We start from the raw sequence: 11,755 nt of genomic DNA, 5'->3' as shown, positions 1-11,755 counted from the left end.
TCTCCTCAGCCGCCGAACTCGGGGATGACCTTGGTGGCGAACAGCTCCAGGTTGCGCTTGACCGTGTCGAGCGGGAGTACGCCCTGCTGGCCTTGCAGGTACAGGCCGAACCACTCCAGGTCCGGCATGCGGTCGAGCATGCGCTGGATGCCCCGCTTGACGTCGTCGGGGGAGCCGAACAGCGCCATCTCGACCTGGTGCATGCGCTTGATGTCGCCCTTGTCGGGGGAGATCGGCACGTGGGAGGGGTCCTCCTTGGTGCGGAGCACCTCCAGGTAGCCGAACGGACCGAAGAAGGCGGCGAAGTCCTTGGGCACGCCCCCGCCGTAGCGGGCCATCGCCTCTTCCCGGGTGTCGGCGATGCCGACCACTTTGAGGATGCCGGTGTGCTCGCCCAGCTTGTATCGCCGTCCGTGCTTGGCCGACTCCTCCTGGTACAACCGCGCCTTGGCCGCGTGCTCGTCGGGGTTGGGGGTGAACATCCACGGCAGGATGTCCTCCTGCGCGGCTCGGATGACTGACCGGTCGGAGACGGTGAACGGCTGCCAGAGCTCCGGATGCGGGTTCTGGTACGGTCGCGGGCAGACCGAGACCGCCTGGACCTTCCCGTCCTCGTCGAGCTCGCCCGGCGCGCCGAAGGTCCGCGTCCACTCGACGGCGGGCCAGCCCTCGATGCCCTCGTGCGGATAAGGCACCTCATAGTCCAGGACATCGGATTTGTAATGCAGCGTTTCGGACGTCCACGCCATCTTCATGATCTTCAGCACCTCGCCGAAGACGTCGAAGTTGCGGTTGTCCGCGGACGAGCCGTCCGAGCGGGCCGCGGCGGCGTGCCAGCGCTGGCCCAGCACGTTCATCCACCGGTTCTGGTAGCCGCGCGCCACGCCGAGGCGCAGCCGCCCCTTGGAGAACTGGTCGAGCAGCGCCACGTCCTCGGCCGCCCGGATCGGATCCCACGCGGGCAGCACCAGGCCCAGCGGCGCCAGCAGGATCCGCTCGGTCCGCGCCGCCAGGTCCGTCAGGAACATCAGCGGGTTGACCGAGAACTCCATGCCCTCCGAGTGGAAATGGTGCTCGGTCATCATCAGCGCATCGAAGCCGGTCCGATCGGCGTGCACGGCGATCTCCCGCACCTCGTGCAGCAGTGCCTGGTAGGAGTCGGTGTCGCGGCCGATCGGGCGCTTGGCCAGGGCGTTGGCCTCGGCGGCGTAGCCGGAGCCGGGAATCTGGGGGTTCAAGAAGACGGCGAACTTCATGGCGCCTCATCTCTTAAGGCTTGTTCGTCCTTAACCTAGGTGATATTTACTCTTGCTTATAGGCTATAAGCAAGTCCTTGACGGAAGGCCGGTGCGATGCAACGGGTGACCTACTCCGCCGCCGTGTACGACCAGAGTGAGATCGACGCCGTCGCCGGAGTCCTGGCCCAGGGCCAGAACGCGTTACGCATCGGTCCGCACGTCGAGGAGATGGAGCGCCTCGTGGCGGAGCTGTTCGGCAAACGGCGCGGGGTGATGGTCAGCTCCGGCTCGACCGCGCTGACGCTCGCCGTGGAACTGCTGGACCTGCCGCCGGGCGCCGAGGTCGTCACCAGCCCGCTGACCTTCTCCACCGACCTGACGGCGCTGCTGCGCGCCGGGCTGGTGCCCGTCTTCGCCGATGTGGAGCCCGACACCTTCCAGATCGACGTCACCAAGGTGGAGGAGATGATCGGCCCGGACACCGGGGCGATGCTGATCCCGAACCTCGCAGGCAACGCCCCCGACTGGGACGGGCTCCGGCGCATCGCCGACCGGCACGGCCTGAAGCTGATCGAGGACTCCTGCGACGCCCTGGGCGCCACGCTGCGCGGCACCCCGACCGGCCTGCGCGCGGACATCTCCGTCACCAGCTTCTCGCTGTCGCACATCGTCACCGCGGCCGGTCAGGGGGGCATGGTCCTGCTCGACGACCCCGAGTGGATCGACCGCTGCCTGACCCTGCGCGGCTGGGGCAGGCGTTCGGAGATCCAGCTGTACGGCTCACGCCGAGGCGGGGAGCGCAACCTGCGAGCCGATCTGGACGGCGTGCGCTACGACGACATGTTCATCTTCGACGAGGCGGGCTGGAACTTCCTGCCCACCGAGCTCTGCGCGGCCTTCGGCGTGGAACAGCTTCGCAAGCTGCCCGGGAACATCGCGCGCCGCCAGGAGATCTTCGCCCGATACACCGAGATCCTCGCCCGTCACCCGGACTGCTTCATCCCGCCCCGCCAGACCGAAGGCCTGGACACCGCCTGGCTCTGCTACTGCTTCCTCATCCATCCCGGCGCGGGTTTCGACCGCTCGGACCTTCAGGCCTTCCTGGAGCCGCGCGGCGTCGACACCCGTACCGTCTGGACCGGCAACGCGGCCCGCCAGCCGTTCATGAAGAACGCGAGGTTCCGTCAGCCCGCGGCGGGGCTGCCGGGCGCGGACGCGGTGCTGGAGCGCGGCGTCCTCATCTCCTGCAGCCACGGGCTGAGCGACGACCAGATCGCCTATGTCGGCGAGCAGATCGACGCGTTCGCAGCCCTCCGGTCATGAGAGCCTCACCCGAGGAAGGACGCCCGGACCGACTGGGCGAAACGGTTCAGCAGGTCGCCGAACTGGTCGATGTCCTGCTCCGGCCAGTCCTTCATGACCTCGCCGAGCATGTCCACACTGGCCCGGTTGATCGCCTCCACAGCCCGTTGCCCGGCAGGCGTCAACGTGATGGCGACCGCGCGCAGGTCACCCGGCTCGGTCGTCCGCTCGACCAGTCCCCAGGCCGTCATCCTGGCCAGGACCTTGCTGATGTTCGAGGCGCTGGTGTGGGTGATCTGCGCCAGGTACGACGGCCGTGCCGTACCCCCCGCCCGTGCCAGCTCCCACAGCAGCGTCATCGAGGCGGCGTCCGCTTCGACGCCGGCCCTCTCCAGGATGAGGTCCTGCATCCCCACCGCGGTCCACCGGCCGACGATCATGCCGAACGCGTCGAGGACGCGGGTGAGGCTCGGGTCTGAAGTCATGTTCGCTGGAGCTCTTCCCTCGACAGGCCGACGAGATTACGCTGTCTCTACGACATTGTTTCCAAGCGACAGTATATCGCCGGCGGACGGACGTCTGAATGTATCTCGACTACACCGCTGACCAGCTTGCCCTCCGCGACGAACTGCGGGCCTACTTCGAACGCCTGATGACCCCCGAGATCCGCCATGAATTACGCAATGGCACCTCGGCGCCGGAGGCCACCCCCACCTACCGGGCGGTGATCCGGCAGCTTGGACGGGACGGCTGGCTGGGCATCGGCTGGCCACGCGAGCTGGGCGGGCAGGGCAGGACGATGATGGAGCAGGCCATCTTCGCCGAGGAGGCGGCGCGCTACAGCGTGCCCACCCCGCTGCTGACGATCAACAGCGTGGGACCGGCCATCGCCGCCCACGGCACAGACGAGCAAAGGGCCACCCTGCTGCCCGGCATCTTCGCAGGTGAGATCCACTTCGCCATCGGCTACTCCGAGCCCGAGGCGGGCACCGACCTCGCCTCACTATGCACCCGCGCCGTCAAGGACGGCGACTCCTATGTCATCACCGGGCAGAAGTTGTGGACCGGGATGATGGAGGCCGCCGACTACATCTGGCTCGCCGCCAGGACCGACCCCGAAGCGCCCAAACACAGGGGCATCTCGGTCTTCCTGGTGCCCCGCCACGCGGATGGCATCAGCTCCACCCGGCTGCGCACCATGGGCGACCACTCGGTCGCCTCCGTCGGCTTCGACGAGGTCCGGGTACCGATCGACGCCTGTATCGGGGGAGAGAACAAGGGTTGGCCACTGGTGACCGGCCAGCTCAACTTCGAGCGGATCGCGCTCGCGCCCTCGGCGGGTCTGGCCGCGCAACTGGAGCGGGCCGTTCGCTGGGCTGCCCGGGAAGGCTTGCTGGACCAGCCGCACACGCGGATGCACCTGGCCAGGATGCACGCCAAGATCGAATTCTTGCGGCTGCTCAACGCCAAGGCCGCCGCCGCTGTCGATGCCGGGCGGCTGGCCGCCGCCGACGCCTCGGCCGCCAAGGTCTTCGGCAGCCAGCTCCACGTCGAGCTGACCGAGGTGCTCATGGAACTGGCCGGACGGCGCGGCTACCTGACCCGCGAGTCGCCCGGCGCGGTCCTGGACGGTTCGCTGCCCAAGTCGTACCGGTCCGTCCACGTCATGACCTTCATCGGGGGAGCCAACGAGATCCAGCGCGACCTCATCGCCCAGCTCGGTCTGGGCATGCCACGCGCCAAGCGCTAGGAGCCACCATGGACTTCACCTTCGACGAGGATCAGCTGAGCGTGCGGCAGCTGGCCAACGACATCCTCTCCGGGCCGCGGGAGCGTCTGTGGCCCGCTCTCGCCGAGACCGGCCTCATCGGCATCGCCCTGCCCGAGGAGCTGGGCGGCTCCGGCGCCTCCTTCACGGAGTTCTGCCTGCTGGTCGAGGCCGGAGTTCCGCTGATCGAACGCGTCCTGCTGGTCGCCGAGTTCGGGACGCGCGAGCAGCGAGCACGCCTGATCCCGCCGGTCTGCGCGGGGGACAGCGCACTTCCCGCGGCACTCGAACCGGGCCGTGCGCAAGCCGTACCGGACAAGGACGGGTGGCGACTGAGCGGCGAGCATCTCTTCGTCCCACAGGCCGACCGTGCCCAGCGCATCCTCGTGGCCGCGGACGACGGCCTGTTCCTGGTCGATCCCGCCGGCCATGGGGTGGAGCTCCGGCGTCAGGACACCCTGACCGGCGAGCCGGAGTTCGCGCTGCGCCTGGACGACGCCGTGATCACCGTCGCCGACGTGCTACGCCCTCCGGGCGAGAGCGCCCAGGTGCTGGAGTGGCTGCTGCCTCGCATCACCGCCGCGTACTGCGTCCAGCAGGCGGGATGCGCCGCGGCGGCGCTGGACCTGACCGCCGAACATCTCCGCACCCGTGAGCAGTTCGGCCGTCCGCTCGGCGCCTTCCAGGCCGCCCGCCAGCGCATCGCCGACGCCTACATCGACGTGGAAGGCATGCGGCTGACCGCCTGGCAGGCGGCGTGGCGGCTGACCGAAGGGCGGGACGCCGCCGAGGAGGTGGAGATCGCCGCCTGGTGGGCCTGCGACGCCGGTCCCCGGGTCCTGCACACCGCCCAGCACCTGCACGGGGGACTGGGAACCGACCTGGACTATCCGCTGCACCGCTACTTCCTGGAGGGCAAGCGCACCGAGCTCATCCTCGGCGGCGCCTCGGCCCGGCTGCTGGGGCTGGGCGAGCTGCTCGCGGTGAGCCGATCATGAGCGCCCCGTTGGCGGGACTGCGCGTCGCGGAGGACTCGCGGACCATCGCGGGCGCCTACGCGGGCAAGCTGTTCGCCGACTGCGGCGCGGAGGTCTTCACCACCGGCAGGCTGGATGGCTTCCTGTCGTACGGCAAGCGCGTGGTGAGCAGCCTTCCGCCCGCCGACGTGCTCATCAGGGAGACCGACGAACCCGCGGACGCGCCGATCACGGTGGACATCTCGCCCTATGGGCGAGGAGGACCCCGGCGTCCATGGACGGACTTCACCCTGCAGGCGGAGAGCGGGTCGCTGCGCCTGCGCGGCCTGCCGGACTCCTATCCGCTGATGGCGGGGGGCCGTCCGGCGGAGTGGGTGGCCGGGGCGCTGGCGGCGGGCGGCGCGCTGGCCGCGGTTCTCGGCGGCCAGTCGGCGCACGTGGACGTGGCGTTGCTGGACGTGCACGCCTACGTGACGAACCTGTTCGTGGACGCCGCGGCCGCCCTGCGCGGCGATTCGCGGGAACCGGCGATCCTGCGGCACCGACTCAGCCCGTCAGTGGAGCCCACGCTCGACGGCTGGGTGGGCTTCAACCTCGCCTCCGCGCAGAACCTCCAGGACTTCATGATCCTCATTGAGCGGCCCGACCTGCTCGCCGATGAGGAACTGACCACTCACTACGGCCGTTACCGGCGCGCCGAGGAGTGGAACGAGATCGTCCAGAGCTGGACCAGGCGCCACACCACCGCCCACATCCTGGAGCAGGCCGCGCTGCTGCGGATCCCTTGTTCGCCCGTGCACAGCGCCACGACAGTGGTGAACGACCCGCACATGATCGAGCGCGGATTCTTCCGCGAGGGCCGCCCCGACGTGCCCTTCCTCATCGACGGCCGGCGGCCGCGCCCCGGCGGCCCGCCCCTTCGGCACCGTGAGACGAAGACAGGGCAGCGGCCTCTGTCCGGACTGCGCGTGCTCGACCTCGGCACCTGGTGGGCGGGCTCGTTCGCCGCCACCCTGCTCGGCTCGCTCGGCGCGGATGTCCTGAAGGTCGAATCGACGCGGCGGGTGGACGGCGCGCGGCTGCTCAACGGCGATCCGCGCCAGGAGCTGTGGTGGGAACGCGGCCCGTTCTACCTGGGCGCCAACCACAACAAGAAGGGCATCACGCTCGACCTCACAGACCCGGAAGGGCTCAGCCTGCTCAAGCGGCTGATCGCCGAGTCCGACGTGCTGCTGGAGAACTTCGCGCCCCGCGTGCTGGACAATCTCGGCCTGGACTGGGAGGGCGTGCACGCCCTCAACCCCGCGCTGGTCATGCTGCGGATGCCCGCCTTCGGGCTGACAGGTCCGCTGCGTGAGCGGGTCGGCTACGCCCAGACCGTCGAGCAGTACTCCGGCCTGTGCTGGACGACCGGCTATCCCGGCGGGCCGCCCACCAACCCCAGCGGCCCCTCTGATCCCATGGGCGGCGCGAACGCGGTCTTCGCCCTGCTGGCCGCGCTCCGCCTGGGAAGGGGGGTCCTGGTGGAGGCGCCGCTGGTCGAGGCGGCGATCACCATGGCCACCGGCTCGGCGGAGAGCTCGGTGGAGGGGAGAATCGGAAATCGCACCCCGGGCATCGCCCCTCAGGGCGCCTACCCCTGCGCGGGCACCGAGAGCTGGGTGGCGATCTCCGTGATGACCGATGACCAGTGGGCCTCGCTGCGTGACCTCGCCAAGCTGCCCCGCTGGCTCACCGATTCCGACCTGGACCGCCTCGCGGGCCGCGAAGCCCAGCACGACCTGATGGATCGAGAACTGGCCGAGTGGACAGCCGGTCAGGACGCGGGCGAGCTGGTCGCCGCGCTGCGGGAGCGCGACATCCCGGCCGCCGAGCTCGCCGATCCCCGGTTCATCCACGAGAGCCTGACGCGCCTGTTCGAAGAGGTCGACCACCCGGTCACCGGCCCGATCCGCCTCCCCGTCGTGCCGTACCGCTACTCGGGCATCGAGCGGTGGTCGTACCTGCCGCCACCCACCCTCGGCCAGCACAACGCCGAGGTGCTCGACCTCACGCCCGACCAGGTCGAAGCCCTCGCCACCCGCGGCGTCATCGGCACCCGCCCCGCCCACCTGTGAGGACCCCATGAACGTCACCAGGCTGGCCACCGGCTTCAGCTGGACCGAATGCCCCCGCTGGCACGAGGGCCGCTTCCACTTCACCGACATGTACAACCGCCGCATCACCGCCCTGGACGAGAGCGGCAACGCCGAAACGCTCCTCGATCTGAACGGCCGCCGAGCCCTGGACGGCGCCGAGATCGTCCCGGTCGGCACCGGCTTCCTGCCCGATGCCCGGATGCTGGTCAACTCGATGTTCGAGAAGGTCGTGCTCGTCGTTGAGGACGGCATCGCGAGCCTCCACGCCGACCTGCGCGAGCTGGCCATCGGCCCGATCAACGACATGGTCGTCGACGCGACCGGCCGCGCCTACGTCACCCAGCTCGGCTTCGACCTGTGGGCGGGGGAGCAGCCCGTCCCCTCGCCCATCATCATCGTCGAGCCGGACGGCTCCGCCAGGGTCGCCAAGGGCTCCGAGCACCTGATGGGTGCCAACGGCATCGCCCTGTCCGCGGACGGCGGCATGCTGGTCACCGCGGAGGCCTTCGCCAACCGGCTGGCCGCCTTCGACGTCGAGGTCTCCGGCGACCTGTCCGGCCACCGCGTCTTCGCCGACCTCGGCGACATGCCCGACGGCATGTGCCTGGACGCCGAGGGCGCCGCCTGGGTGGCCATGGTCATCACCGGTCGGGCGATCCGCGTCGCGGAGGGCGGCGAGATCCTCGCCGAGATCGCCGTGCCACAGGCGGAGGCAGGCATCAGCACCGCCTGCGGCCTGGGCGGACCCGGCCGCCGCACCCTCTACCTGGCCTGTGGCTTCGAGGTCTTCGACCACGAGAAGTCCCGCCAGGAGGGCCGGGGCTCGATCTGGGTCGCCGAGGTCGACGTGTCCGGAGGGGAGGCACGCCCATGAAGCCCGCCGGGATCCAAGTGCCGACCACCCACTGAGGAGACCACCATGCTGGACTTCACCGGCCGCGTCGTCATCGTGACGGGCGCGGGGCGCGGTATAGGCCGCGCGTATGCCAAACTGCTCGCCGCGCGCGGTGCCCACGTCGTCGTCAACGACCTGGGCGGCGACCCCGAGGGCAAGGGTCCCTCCAGCGAGGTCGCCGAAGCCGTCGTCGCCGAGATCAAAGCCGACGGTGGTACGGCGGTGGCGAGCGCGGACTCCGTCACCGACGGAGCCGAGGCCATCGTCTCGCTTGCTGTCGAGACGTTCGGCCGCCTCGACGCCGTCGTCAACAATGCCGGCACCTATCGTCTCGGCGATTTCCGCGAGCTGGACCCGGCGGTCTACCAGGACTTCCTGGACGTGCACTACTTGGGCAGCCTCATGCTCAGCCGTACGGCGTGGCCGTACCTGGTCGCCTCGGGCAGCGGCCGGATCGTCAACACGATCTCCGGTGCGATGACCGGTCAGCCGCAGATGGTCCACTACGGCGCGGCCAAGGGGGCCGTCTACGGGCTGACCCGGAACCTGGCCATCGCGGGCGAGGAGCACGGCATCAAGGTCAATGCCGTCTCACCTGGCGCCGGAACCCGCCTGATGGACCTGGCCGGTCCGGCACTGCCGCCCGGCACGGCCGAGTTCATGCACGAGCACATGCCGCCCGACCTGGTCGCGCCGGTCGCCGCGTACCTGGCGCATCCGGACTGCGCCATCACCGGCGAGGTGCTCAACGCCGCCGGAGGCTACGTCTCGCGCATGGTCGTGGTCAACACGCCGGGCATCCACGATCCCAAGCTGACCCCCGAGACGGTGGCCGAGCGGCTGGCCGAGATCACCGACCTGACAGGAGCCAAGCCGTGACCGCCACCTTCCCCTTCGGGCCGGTCTCCGCGGCGGAGGGAATGGAGATCATCCGAGCCCTGCACGCCGACCGGCCGATGACCAGGGTGAGCTTCGAGTACGGCGGCGACGCCTGGGTCATCCACGGCTACGAGGCGTGCCGTCAGATGCTGGAGGACCGGCGCTTCGTCCGCAAACCCTTCCACGACGGGCGGGTCGTGCCGTACGCCATCGAGTTCCCCGAGTTCCTCACCAAGACCCTGCAGTTCATGGACCCACCCGACCACACCCGGCTGCGCAGGCTGGTGGCCAAGGCGTTCACCATGCGGCGTGTGGAGAAGCTGCGCCCCTCGACTGAGGCACTGGCCCACCGGCTCATCGACGAGATGACGGCCGGGCGTGCCAGCGCGAACCTGGTCGAGGCCTATGCCTTGCCGCTGCCGATCCAGGTCATCGGCGACCTGCTCGGCGTTCCCCCCGAAGGGCGGACGGACTTCGTGAAGTGGAGCCACGCCCTGCTCTCGACCTCGGGGATGGCCGAGGAGACCGTGATCGAGCACGCGGCGTCCTTGTTCATGTACCTGTCTGAGCTGATCACGGCCAGGCGGAGCCAGCCGCAGGACGACCTGCTCAGTGCTCTGGCTGCGGCGCAGGAAGCCGACGACCGGCTCACCGACGGGGAGATCGTCGAGATCGCGATGCTGCTCGTGCTCGGCGGTTTCGACAACACCGCCAACTTCATGGAGCAGGGAGTGATGTCGTTGCTGCTCAATCCGGAGCACCGGGCCTACCTCGCCGAGGACGTCGAGGCCAGGATCGGCCCGGCGGTGGAGGAGATCCTCCGGCACGCGGGCATGGAGATGGGCAAGGAGGTCGAGGGCAGGGTCGGGCTGGTGCCGTTCGCCGCCGCCGAGGACGTCGAGCTCGCCGGAGTCATGATCAAGCAGGGCGAGGCCGTCATGGTCGATCTCGGCTCCGCCAACCACGACGACCGTGCCTTCGACGACCCCGGCCGGTTCGACCTGGCCCGCAAGCACAACCCGCATCTGACCTTCAGCCACGGCCTGCACCGCTGCATCGGCGCCGCGCTGGCGACCATGGAGCTGCAGGTGGGCATCGGTGTTCTGCTCAAGCGGCTGCCCGGCCTCGCCCTCGCCGGTGATCCGGTGTACCTGGAAGGCGTGCTCACCGGCGGCATGACGGAGTTGCCGGTCACATGGTGAAGATCACGACACTGGACGAGTTCGAGAATGCCTACCAGGAAGGGCTCGGCACCCCGATTCCCGGCAGATCCTGGCGGACCGTCACCGACGAATGGCTCTGGCGCTTCAGTGAAGGGGCGGGCGATTACAACCCGCGCTTTCGTGAGGTCGTGGCCTCCCCGGCGTTCCTATTCTCGATCGAGTTCGGGGCCAACGCCGCCATCTGGGGGCACATCCCGCACGAGGACATCGCCACCCGCGACCTCACCATGCTCTACCTGGGCTCTCGCATCGAGTGGCACCGGCGGATCTGGATCGGCGACCGGGTGCGCGGTGTCGAGACGCCGGAGTCGATCAAACGGGTGACCATGCCGCAGATCGGCGAGGCATGCGTGTGCACCGGCCGCACCGAGTACTGGAACTCCCGCGAGGAACTGGTCGCCACCATGCGCACCGACATGCTGCGCTTCGCCAACCCCGGGCGAGGAGTCGGCTCCACTCGCGAGCCCGGTCCGCGCATCGCCCCCGACCCGCTCGTATGGGAGCGGGTGCGCCGCGGTCCCGAGCCCCGCTACCACGAGGACGTGCGCGTGGGCGAGCCCATCCCCGAATTGCCCAGGGGCACCTACACGACCACCGAGCTCTACCTGTTCGCTCACGCCGCGCTCAGCCCGCACCGCTCGCGCCACGTCGAGGACGGGGCGATCGACCTGGGCGCTGGCGGCCGGGCCGACCCCGAGTACGCGCGGAGCAACCGCGCCCAGGCCGCCAGCTTCGACTACGGTCCGCAGCGCATCTGCTGGCTCATCCAGGCCGTCACCGACTGGATGGGCGACCACGGCACCCTGCTGCGGCTGGACGCCAGGCTCCGCCGTCCCAACCTGGTCGGCGACACCAACACCGTGAGGGGTTCGGTCACCAGGATCGACGGCGACGAGATCCAGATCGAGCTCGAGAACGTCAACCAGGCCGGGTCGGTCACCGCGACCGGCCTGGCCACCGTACGGCTGCCCGCGCGGGGCGCCTCGCTCGGCCCGTCCTTCCCCGAGGTGGCCGATCACCGGTCAGGAGGTTATCCGTGAAACTGCATCCGGGTATACGGCTGCGCAGCGCCGTCTCCGAAGCGGAGATCATCGTCATCCGCGCGCCGGGCGACGAGGTGGACCTGCGCTGCGGCGGCGTCCCGATGATCCCCCACGACCAGCTCGCCACCCCCGGCCCGGGGGACGGGCACGACCTGCTCATCGGCAAGCGCTACAGCGACGCCTCCGGCGACCTGGAGGTGCTGGTCACCAAGGCGGGCACCGGGCAGCTGACGCTCGGCGGGCAGGCCCTGACCATCAAGGCCGCCAAGGCCCTGCCCTCCTCGGACTGACC

General features: G+C 69.7%; 11 protein-coding genes. 9 read left to right on the top strand and 2 right to left on the bottom strand.

Annotated features, from left to right (window positions below; translation table 11 throughout):
- Positions 1-5: 5 nt before the first annotated feature.
- Positions 6-1,256: an LLM class flavin-dependent oxidoreductase gene (locus Plo01_RS00170; protein ID WP_203888365.1), complete on the bottom strand. Its 1,251-nt coding sequence runs from the start codon at positions 1,254-1,256 to the stop codon at positions 6-8.
- A gap of 105 nt (positions 1,257-1,361) precedes the next feature.
- Here Plo01_RS00170 and Plo01_RS00165 point away from each other — a divergent pair, with 105 nt between their 5' ends.
- The gene (locus tag Plo01_RS00165) at positions 1,362-2,561 is read left to right on the top strand and encodes a DegT/DnrJ/EryC1/StrS family aminotransferase (RefSeq protein ID WP_203888364.1); all 1,200 of its coding nucleotides are present in this window, start codon (positions 1,362-1,364) and stop codon (positions 2,559-2,561) included.
- A 5-nt stretch (positions 2,562-2,566) separates the two neighbouring features.
- Here Plo01_RS00165 and Plo01_RS00160 read toward each other — a convergent pair whose 3' ends face one another.
- A complete protein-coding gene (locus Plo01_RS00160) occupies positions 2,567-3,025 on the bottom strand; it encodes a MarR family winged helix-turn-helix transcriptional regulator (protein ID WP_203888363.1) in 459 nt (152 codons plus the stop codon).
- A gap of 98 nt (positions 3,026-3,123) precedes the next feature.
- Here Plo01_RS00160 and Plo01_RS00155 point away from each other — a divergent pair, with 98 nt between their 5' ends.
- The 8 genes from Plo01_RS00155 to Plo01_RS00120 are packed head-to-tail and all read left to right on the top strand — an operon-like array spanning position 3,124 to position 11,753.
- Positions 3,124-4,290 (top strand): acyl-CoA dehydrogenase family protein, encoded by a 1,167-nt coding sequence (locus Plo01_RS00155; RefSeq protein ID WP_203888362.1) that lies wholly within the window; start codon positions 3,124-3,126, stop codon positions 4,288-4,290.
- Between the two features lie 8 nt (positions 4,291-4,298).
- Positions 4,299-5,306: an acyl-CoA dehydrogenase family protein gene (locus tag Plo01_RS00150; RefSeq protein ID WP_203888361.1), complete on the top strand. Its 1,008-nt coding sequence runs from the start codon at positions 4,299-4,301 to the stop codon at positions 5,304-5,306.
- Entirely contained in the window at positions 5,303-7,402 is a 2,100-nt protein-coding gene (locus Plo01_RS00145) for a CaiB/BaiF CoA-transferase family protein (RefSeq protein WP_203888360.1), read from the top strand. The genes Plo01_RS00150 and Plo01_RS00145 overlap by 4 nt, the downstream gene beginning before the upstream one ends.
- Positions 7,403-7,409: 7 nt before the next feature.
- A complete protein-coding gene (locus Plo01_RS00140; RefSeq protein ID WP_203888359.1) occupies positions 7,410-8,297 on the top strand; it encodes an SMP-30/gluconolactonase/LRE family protein in 888 nt (295 codons plus the stop codon).
- A gap of 45 nt (positions 8,298-8,342) precedes the next feature.
- Positions 8,343-9,197, top strand: coding sequence for an SDR family NAD(P)-dependent oxidoreductase (locus Plo01_RS00135; RefSeq protein ID WP_203888358.1), 855 nt, complete (start codon positions 8,343-8,345; stop codon positions 9,195-9,197).
- The gene (locus tag Plo01_RS00130) at positions 9,194-10,399 is read left to right on the top strand and encodes a cytochrome P450 (RefSeq protein ID WP_203888357.1); all 1,206 of its coding nucleotides are present in this window, start codon (positions 9,194-9,196) and stop codon (positions 10,397-10,399) included. The genes Plo01_RS00135 and Plo01_RS00130 overlap by 4 nt, the downstream gene beginning before the upstream one ends.
- The gene (locus Plo01_RS00125; RefSeq protein ID WP_203888356.1) at positions 10,393-11,460 is read left to right on the top strand and encodes an FAS1-like dehydratase domain-containing protein; all 1,068 of its coding nucleotides are present in this window, start codon (positions 10,393-10,395) and stop codon (positions 11,458-11,460) included. Before Plo01_RS00130 ends, Plo01_RS00125 begins: the two co-directional genes overlap by 7 nt.
- Positions 11,457-11,753, top strand: coding sequence for a hypothetical protein (locus Plo01_RS00120; protein WP_203888355.1), 297 nt, complete (start codon positions 11,457-11,459; stop codon positions 11,751-11,753). The genes Plo01_RS00125 and Plo01_RS00120 overlap by 4 nt, the downstream gene beginning before the upstream one ends.
- Positions 11,754-11,755: the final 2 nt, after the last annotated feature.

The organism is Planobispora longispora (genome assembly GCF_016863135.1).
Taxonomy (GTDB): Bacteria; Actinomycetota; Actinomycetes; order Streptosporangiales; family Streptosporangiaceae; genus Planobispora; species Planobispora longispora.
The sequence above is the reverse complement of the archived record's forward strand: the minus strand, read 5'-3'. Positions and strand labels throughout refer to the sequence as shown.

Excerpts from the sequence above, each read along its gene's own strand:
- Plo01_RS00140 (WP_203888359.1), top strand. The coding sequence starts at position 7,410 with ATGAACGTCACCAGGCTGGCCACCGGCTTCAGCTGGACCGAATGCCCC.
- Plo01_RS00155 (WP_203888362.1), top strand. The coding sequence starts at position 3,124 with ATGTATCTCGACTACACCGCTGACCAGCTTGCCCTCCGCGACGAACTG.
- Plo01_RS00145 (WP_203888360.1), top strand. The coding sequence starts at position 5,303 with ATGAGCGCCCCGTTGGCGGGACTGCGCGTCGCGGAGGACTCGCGGACC.
- Plo01_RS00125 (WP_203888356.1), top strand. The coding sequence starts at position 10,393 with ATGGTGAAGATCACGACACTGGACGAGTTCGAGAATGCCTACCAGGAA.
- Plo01_RS00160 (WP_203888363.1), bottom strand. The coding sequence starts at position 3,025 with ATGACTTCAGACCCGAGCCTCACCCGCGTCCTCGACGCGTTCGGCATG.
- Plo01_RS00135 (WP_203888358.1), top strand. The coding sequence starts at position 8,343 with ATGCTGGACTTCACCGGCCGCGTCGTCATCGTGACGGGCGCGGGGCGC.
- Plo01_RS00170 (WP_203888365.1), bottom strand. The coding sequence starts at position 1,256 with ATGAAGTTCGCCGTCTTCTTGAACCCCCAGATTCCCGGCTCCGGCTAC.
- Plo01_RS00150 (WP_203888361.1), top strand. The coding sequence starts at position 4,299 with ATGGACTTCACCTTCGACGAGGATCAGCTGAGCGTGCGGCAGCTGGCC.